This is a genomic window from Bacillus sp. AFS012607, assembly GCF_002558005.1.
Lineage (GTDB): Bacteria > Bacillota > Bacilli > Bacillales > Bacillaceae_G > Bacillus_A > Bacillus_A thuringiensis_S.
The window spans coordinates 1-15,469 of sequence record NZ_NTVM01000050.1; the positions used below are offsets into that span (position 1 = coordinate 1).

Below are 15,469 nucleotides of genomic sequence, written 5' to 3' on the forward strand. Positions count from 1 at the left end.
CGGTCGGGACCGCCATTTTATATAAAGAAAAGAACGAAACAAGTTGTTTCGTATTTTTTTATTTGTTTTAACAAAAAACTAATAAAGACAGTCAAACTATCCTTAGGACAACTCCTAAGGACTTTTTTATATATTCAAAACCTGTATAATAAAGAGCAGAGAACATTGTGAGTAAAGTAGGTGAAGTCTGTGAGTAAATATGAAGTAACAACAAAATCTTCTGAGGAAACACAAAGATTATCAGAAAAACTAGGTGAACTCGTAGAGGCACAAGATGTAATTATTTTAGAAGGAGATCTTGGAGCTGGTAAGACGACTTTTACAAAGGGACTAGCAAAAGGTCTTGGAGTGAAAAGAGTTGTAAATAGTCCTACCTTTAATATTATTAAAGAATATAAAGGAAGATTACCGCTATATCATATGGACGTGTATCGCTTAGCAGAAAGCGAAGAGGACTTAGGCTTTGATGAGTATTTCTACGGTGAAGGAATTACGGTAGTGGAATGGGCTCATTTAATAGAAGCATATTTACCGAATGAAAAGTTACAAATTAGTTTATTCCATGCGGGAGATGACACAAGAAAAATTATACTCGAGCCAATTGGAGATCGCTATATTAGATTATGTGAGGAGCTATTACAAGATGAAAGTACTAGCAATTGATACTTCAAATTACGTAATGGGTGTATCCCTTATTGAGGAAGGAAAAGTGATTGGGGAAATCATTACAAATTTGACGAAAAACCATTCTGTACGTCTTATGCCAGCTGTAGAGCAACTGTTAAAAGAATGTGGTGTAAAACCGAAGGAATTAACTAAAATCGTTGTAGCTGCTGGACCTGGATCATATACAGGTGTTCGCATAGGCGTGACAGCGGCAAAAACATTAGCTTGGTCACTTCAAATACCAATTGTAGGTGTATCAAGTTTAGAGGTAGTAGCTGCAAACGGTGCTAACTTTAATGGATTAATTTGTCCTTTATTTGATGGAAGGCGTGGGCAAATCTATACTGGATTATATACATACGAAGGAGAGCAGTTAACTTCAATAGAAGAAGACCGAATTATTCTTATTGTAGACTGGTTGCAAATGTTAAAAGATAAAGGACAGCCTGTTTTATTTATCGGTAATGATGTTAAATTGCATAAAGAAACAATTATAGAATATTTAGGTGATCAAGCTGTATTCGCTCCTTTTACTAAAAATAATCCAAGACCAAGTGAGCTAGCATTTTTAGGATTACAAAAAGAAGAACATGATGTGCATACGTTTGTTCCGAGCTATCTTCGTTTAGCTGAAGCTGAAACAAAGTGGTTAGAAAGTCAAAACAAGTAGGGGCCTTGCAGAAGATGGATATGATATTTAGAAAGATGGAACTTGATGATATTGCTCAAATTGTAGCTATTGAAGAAGTATCTTTTTCAACTCCTTGGACTGCAGATGCTTTTCACCGTGAATTAACGATGAATGAACATGCACATTATATTGTGTTAGAAAAAGATGGTCGTGTAATCGGGTATTGTGGATTGTGGATAATTATTGATGAATCACATATAACAAATATAGCTATTTTGCCAGAATACCGAGGTCAAAAGTTAGGAGATGCCTTATTGAAAGCAGTTATTTCAGAAGCGAAAGAACTAGGGGTAAAAACAATGACGCTTGAAGTACGTGTATCAAATGAAGTAGCAAAGCAGTTATACAAAAAATATGGATTTCAAAATGGTGGAATTCGTAAACGATACTATGCAGACAATCAGGAAGATGGTCTTGTAATGTGGGTGAATATATAATGGAAAAAAATACGATTATACTTGGGATTGAAACGAGCTGTGATGAAACAGCGGTAGCGGTTGTTAAAAATGGGACGGAAATTATTGCGAATGTCGTTGCATCACAAATTGAAAGTCATAAACGTTTTGGCGGCGTTGTACCAGAGATTGCATCCCGTCATCATGTAGAAGAAATTACAGTTGTGTTAGAAGAAGCTTTAAAAGAAGCAAACATAACATTTGATGATATTGATGCAATCGCTGTAACAGAAGGGCCTGGTTTAGTAGGAGCACTTCTAATTGGGGTAAATGCAGCGAAGGCAGTAGCTTTTGCACATGATATTCCGCTAGTCGGTGTTCATCATATTGCTGGTCATATTTATGCGAACCGTTTAGTAAAAGAAGTGCAATTCCCGCTATTATCACTTGTTGTATCTGGTGGGCATACAGAACTTGTTTATATGAAAGAACATGGTTCATTTGAAGTAATTGGTGAAACGCGAGATGATGCAGCTGGAGAAGCATATGATAAAGTAGCTCGTACGTTATCTATGCCATATCCAGGTGGTCCTCATATTGATCGCCTTGCACATGAAGGAGAACCAACAATTGATTTGCCTCGTGCATGGCTAGAACCGGATTCATATGATTTTAGCTTTAGTGGATTGAAATCAGCAGTTATCAACACTGTGCATAACGCGAAACAACGTGGTATAGAAATTAAACCAGAAGATTTAGCGGCAAGTTTCCAAGAAAGTGTAATAGATGTACTTGTAACGAAAGCAGCTCGTGCAGCAGCAGCTTATAATGTAAAGCAATTACTTCTTGCTGGTGGAGTAGCTGCTAATAAAGGACTTCGTGCCCGATTAGAAGAAGAATTTGCACAAAAAGAAAACATTGAACTAATTATTCCACCGCTATCTTTATGCACAGATAATGCAGCAATGATTGCAGCGGCAGGGACAATTGCGTATGAACAAGGCAAGCGTGCAACATTAGCCTTAAATGCGAATCCAGGATTAGATATTGAAGCATAGTTATGCACATAATTAACCACAGCTTGTGGATAAAACCCATGTTATCTGTTGATAATGTGGGTTTTATTGTGTATATAAAGTGTTGATAACTTTTTCGTTGGCTGTGGGTAATGTGGAAAAGTTGGTTTAATAGTTATTTTATAAAGGTGGATATGTGTATAAACTTGTGGATAAACTAGATGAAGTCTGACCTTTGAGTGTATTGTTTTTCGGGAAATAAAAAGCAAGAAGATATCCCCGAAAAACATTTTTTAATATCCCTCCATTATAGAGGGTGCTGATATTGTCAATCCTTGTCGGTAAATCGATATTTCGTGTCGAATCGTTTATGTATATAGGGTTACGATAGATGTATTTGAAAAATCGTTGATATATTCCCAGTTACCATTGATATATCCAAAAAATTATTTATGTACTTAAAGAAAAAAGATGTCGCATAGTCAAAAATCATGACTGATGAGACATCTTCCTTATTTAAATACTCTTATACATGCAGCTCTTCCCACTCTGCCATACAAGTTTCAAGCTGTTCTTGTAGCGTTTGTTTTTTAGTTGTAATTTCACTAGCTTTTTCATAATCTGCATATATTTCTGGTAAGCAAAGTTGATCTTCTAACGTAGCAATTTCTTCTTCTAAGTTTACGATATTTTGTTCTAGCTCTTCAATTTTTCGAGTGCGTTGACGTTCTAATTGTTTACGCTCTTTTTCTTCGAGATAATTTAATTTTTCTTGAGCTACAGTTTTTTGAACAGGTGCCTGATTTTCTTGCTGTTCAAGTTGTTCAAATGCTGCCCGTTCAATCATTTCATTTTTCTTCTCCACATAGTAATCGTAATCACCTAAATATTCCTGTGCGCCTTCTGTTGATAACTCAACCACAGTCGTTGTTACACGGTTAATAAAGTAGCGGTCATGTGAGACAAATAGAAGAGTCCCTGGATAATCAATTAAAGCATTCTCTAAAATCTCTTTACTATTTAAATCAAGGTGGTTCGTAGGCTCATCCAGAATTAATAAATTTGACTTTTGCATCATAAGTTTCGCAAGAGCTAATCGAGCTTTTTGTCCACCACTAAGGGAAGATACTGGTTTCAGTACATCATCTCCTGTGAATAAAAAATTCCCGAGTATAGTACGGATTTCTTTTTCAGGTTGCAGTGGATATTCATCCCATAGTTCATTTAAAACCCGTTTAGAAGATGTTAAATTTGCTTGTTCTTGGTCATAATAGCCAACAGATACATTTGATCCGAAAGAAACATTACCATTTAATAGTGGTAACTTATTCACAATAGATTTTAATAATGTGGATTTCCCAATTCCGTTTGGACCAACTAAGGCAACACTATCTCCGCGAGTTAAGCGCATAGTTACGTGTTCAATTATAGGGTCCTCCTCATAGCCGATGGTTGCATCTTTTACTTGTAAAACATCATTTCCACTTTGCTTTTCAATATCGAAGTGGAATGATGCTGACTTAGAATCCCCTAATGGTCTCGTTAATAATTCCATTCTGTCTAGTTGTTTACGGCGACTTTGAGCACGTTTCGTTGTAGAAGCGCGAGCTATATTCTTTTGAACGAAGTCCTCAAGTTTTGCGATTTCATCTTGTTGTTTTTCGTAACGTTTCATTTCTTGATCATATAATGCTGATTTTAAGTCTAAATATTTACTGTAGTTACCAACAAATCGTCTGCTTTCTTTATTCGAAATTTCATATACTTGTGTAACGAGTTTGTCTAAGAAATAACGGTCATGGGAAACGATTAATATTGCGCCAGGATAACCTTGTAAATATTGCTCAAGCCATGTTAATGTTTCAATGTCTAAATGGTTTGTAGGCTCGTCCAAAATAAGTAAGTCTGGTTTTGTTAATAATAATTTCCCGAGAGCTAATCTTGTTTTTTGCCCGCCACTTAAAGTAGAGATCGTCGTCTGGTGTGTTTCAACTGGGAAGCCAAGGCCGCTTAAAATGGAGCGAATATCCGCTTCGTATTGATATCCACCTTGATCTTTATAATTGAGTTGCAATTGGTCATAATCAGCTAACAATCTTTCATATATAGCTTCGTTTGAAAAGTTTTCTTCTTTTCCCATTTCTTGCTCAAGCTTTCGAAGTTTTGTCTCCATTTGCTGTAAGTGGGTAAAGACGGTTAGCATTTCATCCCAAATTGTTAAAGACGTTTCTAGGCCAGTATTTTGAGCTAAATACCCGATTGAGACATCTTTCGGTTTTATAATTTCGCCACCATCATGTGATAACTCACCAGCGATAATTTTTAATAATGTAGATTTTCCAGCTCCATTCCTTCCAACTAATGCGATACGATCTTTTGTTTGTACTTCCAATTTTATGCTTGCAAGAATTGTTTCTGCACCGTATAATTTCGAAAGTCCATTTACTTGTAATAAAATCAATGTTCTCACCTCAAATAATTTCTTAACTTTGCCATGTTTATATTTCTCAATCATACTAAAAATAGTGTATAGTTTAAAATAAAGAGAGAATACTTCTTCTCTTTATTATACAAGGAATTTAATGAGTGCTAAACTTCTGTATTTGATTAAAGTATATGAATAAAGATAGGAAGAGAGGAGAGGTCATATGGATCAGCAAAAGATTCCACAAGCCACTGCTAAAAGATTGCCTCTATACTATCGATTTATCCAAAACTTATCTCTTTCTGGTAAGCAGCGTGTTTCATCGGCCGAATTGAGTGAAGCGGTAAAAGTAGATTCCGCAACAATACGAAGAGATTTTTCGTATTTTGGAGCATTAGGGAAAAAGGGATATGGATATAACGTAAATTATTTATTATCATTTTTCCGCGAAACACTTGATCAAGATGATATAACGCGTGTAGCACTTATTGGAGTAGGTAATTTAGGGACCGCTTTCTTACATTATAATTTCACGAAAAACAATAATACAAAAATTGAAATGGCATTTGATGTTAGTGAAGAGAAAGTTGGAACAGAAATCGGGGGCATTCCTGTATATCATTTAGATGAATTAGAAGAGAGATTATCAAATGATATACAAGTGGCAATATTAACAGTACCGGCTACAGTAGCACAAGCTGTAGCAGATAGATTAGCTGAAACGAGCGTGCACGGTATTTTGAATTTCACACCAGCACGATTAAACGTATCAGAGAATATTAGAATTCATCATATTGATTTAGCTGTAGAGTTACAAACATTAGTTTACTTTTTGAAAAACTATCCACAATAAAACGCAGAGGAAGCGACCTCTGCGTTTTATTATTGTTTCTTCTTTGTGAATTTAACTAATATAAGGCGAAGTGCCAAATTAAAATCAATTGTTGCCATAACTGCAAATAGTATTGTCCACACATTCCAGATTGTATCTGTCACGTTCGTAATGGCGAAGCGTGTAAAGATACATCCAAGAAGGAAGTATAATGCGGCCATGAACAATGGTGAGTTTCTCATACAAAAAATCCTCCGATAAATCCTTGCATTTTTTCAGCTTCTTTAATCATTTCTTGAATTTGCTCATTGCTCATAAAAATTTGCCCAATAGCGACTAATGTATTCATCGCAACATGAGCTGCAATAGGAACGATAATGCGCTTCGTCTTCACATATAAGAAGGCGAATACGAGCCCCATAGCAGTGTATACCAATAAGTGAGTAAAATCAAAATGAATTGCTGCGAATACAAGTGAACTAATGATAGCTGCAATAAAGAAGTTGAACTTCTTATAAAGTGCACCGAATAGAATTTTTCTAAATACGATTTCTTCTAAGATAGGTCCGATTATAGATACAACAATAAGGAACCAAGGGGTAGTTCGTGCAATTTCCATCAGTTTCATTGTATTTTCTGAACCTTGTTTAATTCCTAGTAGCTGCATCTCGATCATACCGGCAACTATTTGTGAAAAGAAAGCTAAGAATAATCCGATGAAAATCCACCCAATTGTAGCTGGAACAGAAGAGCGCGTTGCATCTAAATGTCTGTCGCGAATATCTGTTCTAAGTAACCAAAGTACGATACATAATGCAACAAAGAAGCTAATAATTGCCCAGTGTCCCATTATGATTTGTCCTTTTTCCTCAATGGTAAATCCTCTATTATCATAGAGTCCTGTTTTTAGGAGAAGTGGTAATCCAACAGCGCCAGATAATTGCATTAAAATGTATGTAACGATAATCCACCAGTATTGTTTCTTCAAATGGTTTAACCATCCTTTCTAACTCTAGTGTATGAGATGAGGTAGGATAACATGTAAATATGTTATCTACGATATAAACTTTCATTCGAATTATGATTTTTTTGTAAATACGTATTTTAAATTAAAGTAGGAGACAGGAAAAAGTTGTACGTTTAGCGAAAACAACTTAGGGTGTCTTTCATATTGTAACATACGAGTAGGGGAAACAACGATTCATATAGTAGAGGCAGTATTCTATATAGAAAGTTTATATAGTAATTTGCGAAAAAATTATGATTTTTTTACTTGCAAAAGAAATTGAGATTATTTATTATTATAAGTGTGTTAGCACTCGGGTGACTTGAGTGCTAATAAATAAAATTTACATAACAAAATGAGGAGGTTATTGTTCATGCTAAAGCCATTAGGTGATCGCGTTGTAATTGAGCTTGTTCAAGCAGAAGAAAAAACAGCAAGTGGTATTGTATTACCAGACACTGCAAAAGAAAAACCACAAGAGGGTAAAGTTGTTGCAGTAGGTACTGGTCGAGTGCTTGAAAATGGTGAGCGTGTTGCTTTAGAGGTAGCAGCAGGTAATCTTATCATCTTCTCAAAATATGCAGGTACTGAAGTGAAATATGAAGGTACAGACTACTTGATTTTACGTGAAAGTGACATTTTAGCAGTTATCGGTTAATTATATAAATCTTAAAAAAATCCAAGGGGGTCAATTATTATGGCAAAAGATATTAAATTTAGTGAAGAAGCACGTCGTTCGATGCTTCGCGGTGTCGACACTCTTGCAAACGCAGTAAAAGTAACGCTTGGACCAAAAGGTCGTAACGTTGTACTTGAGAAAAAATTCGGTTCACCACTTATTACAAATGATGGTGTAACAATCGCAAAAGAAATCGAATTAGAAGATGCATTCGAAAACATGGGTGCGAAATTAGTAGCAGAAGTTGCTAGCAAAACAAATGATGTAGCTGGTGACGGAACAACAACTGCAACTGTATTAGCGCAAGCTATGATTCGTGAAGGTCTTAAAAACGTAACAGCTGGTGCTAACCCAATGGGTCTTCGTAAAGGTATCGAAAAAGCTGTTACTGCTGCAATTGAAGAATTAAAAACGATTTCTAAACCAATCGAAGGCAAATCTTCTATCGCGCAAGTAGCTGCTATTTCTGCAGCTGACGAAGAAGTAGGTCAATTAATCGCTGAAGCAATGGAGCGCGTTGGTAACGATGGCGTTATTACTTTAGAAGAGTCTAAAGGATTCACAACAGAATTAGACGTAGTAGAAGGTATGCAATTTGATCGTGGATATGCATCTCCTTACATGATTACTGATTCTGACAAAATGGAAGCAGTTCTTGATAACCCATACATCTTAATTACTGACAAAAAGATTTCTAACATCCAAGAAATCTTACCAGTATTAGAGCAAGTGGTACAACAAGGTAAACCACTTCTTATCATTGCTGAAGATGTAGAAGGCGAAGCTTTAGCTACATTAGTAGTGAACAAACTTCGTGGTACATTCAACGTAGTAGCTGTTAAAGCTCCTGGATTTGGTGACCGTCGTAAAGCAATGCTAGAAGATATCGCAATCTTAACTGGTGGCGAAGTAATCACTGAAGAATTAGGTCGTGACTTAAAATCTGCTACAGTTGAATCTTTAGGACGCGCTGGTAAAGTTGTTGTTACAAAAGAAAACACAACTGTAGTTGAAGGTATTGGAAATACAGAGCAAATCGCAGCTCGTATCGGTCAAATCCGTGCGCAATTAGAAGAAACAACTTCTGAATTCGATCGTGAAAAATTACAAGAGCGTCTTGCTAAACTAGCAGGTGGCGTAGCGGTAATTAAAGTAGGTGCAGCAACTGAAACTGAGTTAAAAGAGCGCAAACTTCGCATTGAAGATGCACTTAACTCAACTCGTGCAGCAGTAGAAGAAGGTATCGTTGCAGGTGGTGGTACTTCACTTATGAACGTATACACGAAAGTAGCTTCTATCGTAGCTGAAGGCGACGAAGCAACAGGTATCAACATCGTACTTCGCGCACTAGAAGAGCCAGTTCGTCAAATCGCAATCAACGCTGGTCTAGAAGGATCTGTAGTTGTAGAGCGTCTAAAAGGCGAAAAAGTAGGCGTTGGTTTCAATGCAGCTACTGGCGAATGGGTTAACATGCTTGAGTCTGGTATCGTAGATCCAGCTAAAGTAACTCGTTCTGCACTTCAAAACGCAGCATCTGTTGCAGCTATGTTCTTAACAACTGAAGCTGTAGTAGCTGACAAGCCAGAACCAAATGCACCAGCAATGCCTGACATGGGCGGCATGGGCATGGGCGGTATGGGCGGAATGATGTAATTCCGTTTGCCCTAAAAAACATCCATTTCTATATAGAAATGGATGTTTTTTTATGTTTTTTAGAAAAGGAAATGAATTTCTGTAGAATTTTGTCGCTTTCTCTCTTGACCATATAGATACTTCATTGTTAGAATCTAGGAAGATAATATAAAACGATCCTTCATATATCCTCAATGATATGGTTTGAGAGTCTCTACCGGGTTACCGTAAACAACCTGACTATGAAGGCAGTGTGTCTTATATTTATAAAGAGCGGAGACTATCTTTCTTTATAAAGCCAGACCCCTGCCTTTTCTTTGTTATGAGACTAGAGGCGGAGGACTGGCTTTTTTTATTATATTAGTAATGCTTTTCGCCAAATTGGTGAAAATATTTATATACGAGAACTAACGTTGGGGTGATTATTTTGAAGAAGCAACACGATACAATTATCGTTTTAGATTTTGGAAGTCAATACAATCAGTTAATAGCACGTCGAATTCGTGAGTTCGGTGTATACAGTGAACTTCATCCACATACAATTACTGCAGAAGAAATTAAAGCAATGAATCCAAAAGGGATTATTTTCTCTGGTGGACCAAATAGCGTATACGGTGAAGGTGCATTACATTGTGATGAAAAAATCTTCGAACTAGGTTTACCGATCTTCGGTATCTGTTACGGTATGCAGCTTATGACACAACACTTCGGTGGTAAAGTAGAGCGTGCCAACCACCGTGAGTACGGAAAGGCTGTTCTTAAAGTAGAGAACGAATCAAAATTATATGCGAACCTTCCAGAAGAGCAAGTTGTATGGATGAGCCATGGCGACTTAGTAACTGGTTTACCTGAAGGATTCGTAGTAGACGCAACAAGTGAGTCTTGCCCAATTGCTGGTATGAGCAATGAAGCGAAAAACTTATACGGTGTACAATTCCACCCAGAAGTACGTCACTCTGAGCACGGTAACGATTTAATTAAAAACTTCGTATTCGGCGTATGTGGTTGTTCTGAAGGATGGAACATGGAGAACTTTATCGAAGTAGAATTAGAAAAGATTCGTGAAACTGTTGGAGACAAAAAAGTACTATGTGCACTTAGTGGCGGCGTAGACTCTTCTGTTGTAGCAGTATTAATTCATAAAGCAATCGGCGATCAGTTAACATGTATTTTCGTTGACCACGGTTTACTTCGTAAAGGTGAAGCAGAAGGCGTTATGAAAACATTTAGCGAAGGCTTCCATATGAACGTTATTAAAGTGGATGCACAAGAACGTTTCATGAACAAGTTAAAAGGTGTAGAAGATCCAGAACAAAAACGTAAAATCATCGGTAACGAATTCATTTACGTTTTTGATGATGAAGCATCTAAATTACAAGGTATGGACTTCTTAGCACAAGGTACACTTTACACAGATATCGTTGAAAGTGGTACAGCAACTGCACAAACAATTAAATCTCACCATAACGTTGGTGGACTTCCAGAAGACATGCAGTTCAAATTAATTGAGCCTTTAAATACGTTATTTAAAGATGAAGTACGTGTATTAGGATCTGAACTAGGAATTCCTGATGAAATCGTATGGCGTCAACCATTCCCAGGTCCTGGTCTTGGTATTCGTGTATTAGGTGAAATCACAGAAGAGAAATTAGAAATCGTTCGTGAATCTGATGCGATTTTACGTGAAGAAATTATTAAAGCAGGATTAGACCGCGAAATCTGGCAATACTTCACTGCGCTTCCTGGCATGCGTAGCGTAGGTGTTATGGGTGACGAGCGTACTTACGATTACACAGTAGGTATCCGCGCGGTAACATCTATCGACGGTATGACAGCTGATTGGGCACGTATCCCTTGGGACGTACTAGAGAAAATCTCTGTTCGTATCGTAAACGAAGTGAAACACGTTAACCGTATCGTGTATGATGTAACGAGTAAGCCACCAGCAACTATTGAGTGGGAATAGTATTGTAATAAAAAAGATCCATCTATCATTCATGAATAGATGGATCTTTTTGTTTTTACCATTAATACGAACGAAAGTATAAAAGTTTATAAAAATGTTCGTTTTTAAATTGACAAAAACACTACCTCGAGTTAATATGAGTATGTAATTCAAACTAAAAGTGAATATTATGCCGTCGTATAATATCGGGGATATGGCCCGAAAGTTTCTACCTAGCTACCGTAAATGGCTTGACTACGAGGCGTTTGTATAAAGATGAGGGGAAACTTGTCTTTGTTTATAGAACGCTTCCATGTATATATGCAATGGAAGCCTTTTTTATTTCTCGGGATAAAAGAGGGCTAGGGGAAATACGGCGAGTAATCATATAACGGGGGAAACGTAGGATGAAACGCTATTTTCAGTTTGATGAGCTCGGTACGAATTATAAGACTGAGTTCATAGCAGGGTTAACGACATTTCTATCTATGGCTTACGTACTATTTGTCAATCCTGCTACGCTGTCGCTTGGAAATGTTAAAGGGTTACCAGCAGGTACAGGGATGGATCCAGGTGCAGTATTCGTTGCTACGGCATTAGCGGCAGCGATCGGTTCGTTAATTATGGGTATTTTCGCGAAGTATCCAATTGCTTTAGCGCCAGGTATGGGAATTAACGCGTTCTTTGCTTATACAGCAGTGTTAACGATGGGGATTCCATGGCAAACGGCCATTGCCGGAACATTAATGTCAGGTATTATCTTTATTATTCTTACTGCTTCAGGTATTCGTGAAAAAATCATCAATGCAATTCCATCGGAGTTAAAGTTTGCAGTAGCAGCAGGTATCGGATTGTTCATTGCATTTCTTGGATTCCAAAATGCCGGAATTATCGTGAAAAATGATGCTGTTCTTGTTGGGTTGGGGGACTTAACAAAGGGCACAACGTTACTAGCAATCTTCGGGGTTGTTACGACAATCATCTTTATGATTAAGAAAGTTAATGGTGCAGTATTTTACGGTATGATTCTTACGGCGATCTTAGGAGTGGCAACAGGATTAATTGATACTCCGAAAGCTGTAGTGGGAGCAATACCGAGTCTAGAACCAACGTTCGGTGCTGCGTTAACGCACTTTGGAGATATTTTCACTGTTCAAATGGGTATTGTTATTATAACGTTCTTCTTTATCGATTTCTTTGATACAGCAGGTACGCTTGTAGCGGTTGCGAATCAAGCTGGATTAATGAAGAACAATAAATTACCACGTGCAGGAAAAGCATTATTTGCAGATGCGATTGCAACTGTAATTGGTGCAATCTTGGGTACATCAACAACAACGTCTTACATTGAGTCTTCTGCAGGGGTAGCAGCAGGAGGACGTTCTGGATTTACAGCAGTTGTAACAGCAGGATTCTTCTTACTGGCATTATTCTTCTCGCCATTACTAAGTGTTGTAACGCCAGCTGTAACGGCACCAGCTTTAATTATTGTAGGAATCTTGATGGTTTCTTCCTTAGGGGAAATTGATTGGAAGAAATTCGAGATTGCAGTGCCAGCATTCTTTACAATTATCTCTATGCCACTTACGTATAGTATCGCAACTGGGATTGCGATTGGATTTATCTTCTATCCAATTACAATGGTTGTGAGTGGTCGTCGTAAAGAGGTTCATCCGATTATGTATGTTATGGGAGTTTTATTCGTACTATATTTCATCTACGTTCGTAAATAAAAGGGGTTTTTTCAAAGGTCTAGACTTAAGGGGAGTCTAGACCTTTTTTGCGTCTTCAGAAAAACTTAAGGATTTCCGAGCGTTTTTCTTCAGAAGTTTTTCTATAATAGAAGTTAGGGATTAAAAAAGTGATGGGGGAGATATTGTGGCACACGAAACAATACTTGTCGTAGATGATGAAAAAGAAATTCGAAATTTAATTACAATCTATTTAAAGAATGAAGGATATAAAGTATTGCAAGCAGGAGACGGGGAAGAAGGATTACGTTTACTAGAAGAAAATGAAGTACATCTAGTCGTATTAGATATTATGATGCCGAAAGTGGATGGTATTCATATGTGTATGAAAGTAAGGGAAGCGAAAGAGATGCCTATTATTATGCTTTCTGCCAAAACGCAAGATATGGATAAGATTTTAGGATTAACAACAGGAGCAGATGATTACGTAACGAAGCCCTTTAATCCATTAGAGTTAATTGCACGAATTAAATCTCAGTTACGCCGTTATATGAAAATGAATGGTTTCGCTGTCCAAAATGAGGACGAGTTAGAAATTGGAGAGATGAAAATCAACATCTCGACCCATAAAGTTATTGTAGAGGGAGAAGAAGTGAAACTAACTCCGAGGGAATTTTCAATTTTAGAATTGCTAACTAGAAATCCAGGTATGGTGTTTAGTGCGGAGCAAATTTATGAAAAGGTGTGGAACGAACGATCTTTCCAGTCTGATAATACTGTAATGGTGCATATTCGAAAAGTGCGTGAAAAGATTGAGGAGAATCCAAGGAAACCTAGATATATAAAAACGGTATGGGGAGTGGGATATAAGATTGAAAAAGATATTTAATCCGTTTACTTACGTTCGGAAAATTCGAGAATTAATTGAAAAGATAATAAAGAGCGTGAAACGGAGTATAAGGATTCAACTTATTACGGCGTTTACTGCTTGTGCGTTATTAGGTCTCTTTGTATCAACGAAGATAGTAGCACCTATTTTTGAAGATGCTAGCCAACATGCCGAGATTAATTACAGAGATGGTATGGAGCAAATTAATCGTAAAGCTCAAAGTACAGCGGAAATGATGGTTGTTGAAAATAAATTAGATGCTGTACAAAACATGATAGAGCTAGAAAATGAGAATTTAGAGCAAGGGCATGATGCCTTTAAAATATTAGTTACTGACGAAAATGGTAAAGTTTTGTATAAAACGAAGCAAGCGCAAGAAGAACAAATTAATTTGCATAATACAATTCGTAATGCGACTTCATTTGCTATCAATTATTCAAATAATAATGATATTGAAAGGTCAAGAAAAGAGTTTATTACATTCTCGCCTATTACAATTGAAGGTAAGAACTTATATATGTTTGTAAGTGGGATTCCTCAAGGAGAGGTAGTGTACTATAAAGTAGAAGGACCATTCCCATTTTTAATTGGTGTCCTTGTATTCATCTTCTCTTTCTTCTATATAACAAAGAGAAAGATGAAGCAGATTGAAGCAATGGCACAAGGTGTAAAGGAAATAGAAAGAGGTAACTTAGCGTACCGCATTGAGAAAAAAGGTGAAGATGAGATTGCGTCTTTAACTGAGAATATTAATAATATGGCGGAAGAGCTTATGAATAATATAGAAAAGGAACGTAAATTAGAAAAGCAGAAAAATGAGCTTATCACAAATGTATCTCATGATTTGCGTACACCACTTACTTCTATTATGGGTTACTTACGATTACTTCGAGATTCTAAATATGAAAATAAAGAACAACATGATGAGTATACAAGAATTGCTTTTGTAAAGTCGGAGCAGTTAAAGAATTTAATAGAAGATTTATTTGAGTATACGAAGTTAACAAATGAACAAGTTGTATTAGAAAAACAAGAAGTATGTGTAAATGAGTTGCTTGAGCAATTAATAGAAGAGTTAGTACCGCAGGCGGAAGAACATGGACTTACGTTTGTTAAGAAGTTTCCTGAGGAACGTACTTATGCATCGATTGATTCGGAAAAGATGGTTCGTGTATTTGATAATTTACTAATGAATGCGATTAAGTACAGTAAAGATGATGGAGAGATAAAAGTTTCTCTTCAAAGGCAGCGTAGGGATATACAAATTGTAATTGCGAATCATAGTGAAGAGTTTACGAGAGAAGAGTTAGTGAATTTGTTTGAACGTTTCTATAAGAAGGATCAATCTCGAAGTAGAGTAACGGAAGGATCGGGACTTGGCTTAGCGATTGCGAAAAGTATTGTTGAGTTGCAAGGTGGTAGTATTCGAGCGGAATATAGGGATGGTATTATTCAATTTATCGTCTCTTTACCAATTATAGAAAAATAATAAATGAATAGAATGATATGTGATAAAAAGGCTTATTTTAAAAGAAATAAGCCTTTTTATATTTTTTATAAAAACATATTGACGATTAGAGATTAGAGGTGTAATATAGAACA

Annotated in this window: 14 protein-coding genes and 2 riboswitches; of the genes, 11 read left to right on the forward strand and 3 right to left on the reverse strand. The window is 36.7% G+C overall.

What is annotated here, in order from left to right; translation table 11 throughout:
- Positions 1 to 189 precede the first annotated feature (189 nt).
- From tsaE to tsaD, 4 genes are read left to right on the forward strand one after another with little or no spacing between them, the layout of a single operon-like run.
- Positions 190 to 663, forward strand: a complete 474-nt coding sequence (gene tsaE, locus CN409_RS29905) for a tRNA (adenosine(37)-N6)-threonylcarbamoyltransferase complex ATPase subunit type 1 TsaE (RefSeq protein ID WP_000049642.1) — start codon at positions 190 to 192, stop codon at positions 661 to 663.
- Positions 644 to 1,336: a tRNA (adenosine(37)-N6)-threonylcarbamoyltransferase complex dimerization subunit type 1 TsaB gene (gene tsaB, locus CN409_RS29910; protein WP_000865746.1), complete on the forward strand. Its 693-nt coding sequence runs from the start codon at positions 644 to 646 to the stop codon at positions 1,334 to 1,336. The genes tsaE and tsaB overlap by 20 nt, the downstream gene beginning before the upstream one ends.
- Before the next feature lie 14 nt (positions 1,337 to 1,350).
- Entirely contained in the window at positions 1,351 to 1,794 is a 444-nt protein-coding gene (gene rimI, locus CN409_RS29915) for a ribosomal protein S18-alanine N-acetyltransferase (protein ID WP_000367207.1), read from the forward strand.
- On the forward strand, positions 1,794 to 2,810 hold the full coding sequence (tsaD, locus tag CN409_RS29920; RefSeq protein ID WP_000414592.1) for a tRNA (adenosine(37)-N6)-threonylcarbamoyltransferase complex transferase subunit TsaD: 1,017 nt from the start codon (positions 1,794 to 1,796) through the stop codon (positions 2,808 to 2,810). Before rimI ends, tsaD begins: the two co-directional genes overlap by 1 nt.
- 484 nt (positions 2,811 to 3,294) lie before the next feature.
- Here the strand turns inward: tsaD and CN409_RS29930 are convergent, their stop codons facing one another.
- Positions 3,295 to 5,229: an ABC-F family ATP-binding cassette domain-containing protein gene (locus CN409_RS29930; protein WP_217994094.1), complete on the reverse strand. Its 1,935-nt coding sequence runs from the start codon at positions 5,227 to 5,229 to the stop codon at positions 3,295 to 3,297.
- Positions 5,230 to 5,416: 187 nt separating this feature from the next.
- On the opposite strand from CN409_RS29930, the gene CN409_RS29935 reads away from it, so the two are divergent.
- Positions 5,417 to 6,046, forward strand: coding sequence for a redox-sensing transcriptional repressor Rex (locus CN409_RS29935; RefSeq protein WP_000372699.1), 630 nt, complete (start codon positions 5,417 to 5,419; stop codon positions 6,044 to 6,046).
- Positions 6,047 to 6,075: 29 nt separating this feature from the next.
- On the opposite strand, the gene CN409_RS29940 is transcribed toward CN409_RS29935, so the two are convergent.
- Positions 6,076 to 6,267 (reverse strand): YdiK family protein, encoded by a 192-nt coding sequence (locus CN409_RS29940; RefSeq protein WP_001246204.1) that lies wholly within the window; start codon positions 6,265 to 6,267, stop codon positions 6,076 to 6,078.
- Positions 6,264 to 7,013 (reverse strand): CPBP family intramembrane glutamic endopeptidase, encoded by a 750-nt coding sequence (locus CN409_RS29945; RefSeq protein WP_000745315.1) that lies wholly within the window; start codon positions 7,011 to 7,013, stop codon positions 6,264 to 6,266. The genes CN409_RS29940 and CN409_RS29945 overlap by 4 nt, the downstream gene beginning before the upstream one ends.
- A 391-nt stretch (positions 7,014 to 7,404) precedes the next feature.
- Here CN409_RS29945 and groES point away from each other — a divergent pair, with 391 nt between their 5' ends.
- The 6 genes from groES to CN409_RS29975 all read left to right on the forward strand — a co-directional run bounded on the left by groES (position 7,405) and on the right by CN409_RS29975 (position 15,356).
- On the forward strand, positions 7,405 to 7,689 hold the full coding sequence (gene groES / locus CN409_RS29950; RefSeq protein ID WP_086412306.1) for a co-chaperone GroES: 285 nt from the start codon (positions 7,405 to 7,407) through the stop codon (positions 7,687 to 7,689).
- 39 nt (positions 7,690 to 7,728) lie between these two features.
- Complete coding sequence (gene groL, locus CN409_RS29955; protein ID WP_001029992.1) at positions 7,729 to 9,363, forward strand: chaperonin GroEL; 1,635 nt, start codon at positions 7,729 to 7,731, stop codon at positions 9,361 to 9,363.
- 140 nt (positions 9,364 to 9,503) lie between these two features.
- Positions 9,504 to 9,605: riboswitch (purine riboswitch) on the forward strand.
- Between the two features lie 164 nt (positions 9,606 to 9,769).
- Complete coding sequence (gene guaA, locus CN409_RS29960) at positions 9,770 to 11,308, forward strand: glutamine-hydrolyzing GMP synthase (RefSeq protein WP_000743908.1); 1,539 nt, start codon at positions 9,770 to 9,772, stop codon at positions 11,306 to 11,308.
- A gap of 155 nt (positions 11,309 to 11,463) precedes the next feature.
- Positions 11,464 to 11,565: riboswitch (purine riboswitch) on the forward strand.
- Positions 11,566 to 11,694: 129 nt separating this feature from the next.
- A complete protein-coding gene (locus CN409_RS29965) occupies positions 11,695 to 13,020 on the forward strand; it encodes an NCS2 family permease (protein ID WP_000833094.1) in 1,326 nt (441 codons plus the stop codon).
- Positions 13,021 to 13,165: 145 nt separating this feature from the next.
- The gene (locus CN409_RS29970) at positions 13,166 to 13,867 is read left to right on the forward strand and encodes a response regulator transcription factor (RefSeq protein ID WP_000929886.1); all 702 of its coding nucleotides are present in this window, start codon (positions 13,166 to 13,168) and stop codon (positions 13,865 to 13,867) included.
- Positions 13,851 to 15,356: a sensor histidine kinase gene (locus CN409_RS29975; RefSeq protein ID WP_097982213.1), complete on the forward strand. Its 1,506-nt coding sequence runs from the start codon at positions 13,851 to 13,853 to the stop codon at positions 15,354 to 15,356. The genes CN409_RS29970 and CN409_RS29975 overlap by 17 nt, the downstream gene beginning before the upstream one ends.
- The last annotated feature ends 113 nt before the right edge of the window (positions 15,357 to 15,469 follow it).

What these genes read in the sequence shown, in the direction of transcription:
- tsaD (WP_000414592.1), top strand. Translation starts at nt 1,794, where the DNA reads ATGGAAAAAAATACGATTATACTTGGGATTGAAACGAGCTGTGATGAA.
- CN409_RS29965 (WP_000833094.1), top strand. Translation starts at nt 11,695, where the DNA reads ATGAAACGCTATTTTCAGTTTGATGAGCTCGGTACGAATTATAAGACT.
- tsaB (WP_000865746.1), top strand. Translation starts at nt 644, where the DNA reads ATGAAAGTACTAGCAATTGATACTTCAAATTACGTAATGGGTGTATCC.
- CN409_RS29940 (WP_001246204.1), bottom strand. Translation starts at nt 6,267, where the DNA reads ATGAGAAACTCACCATTGTTCATGGCCGCATTATACTTCCTTCTTGGA.
- CN409_RS29935 (WP_000372699.1), top strand. Translation starts at nt 5,417, where the DNA reads ATGGATCAGCAAAAGATTCCACAAGCCACTGCTAAAAGATTGCCTCTA.
- rimI (WP_000367207.1), top strand. Translation starts at nt 1,351, where the DNA reads ATGGATATGATATTTAGAAAGATGGAACTTGATGATATTGCTCAAATT.
- groL (WP_001029992.1), top strand. Translation starts at nt 7,729, where the DNA reads ATGGCAAAAGATATTAAATTTAGTGAAGAAGCACGTCGTTCGATGCTT.
- groES (WP_086412306.1), top strand. Translation starts at nt 7,405, where the DNA reads ATGCTAAAGCCATTAGGTGATCGCGTTGTAATTGAGCTTGTTCAAGCA.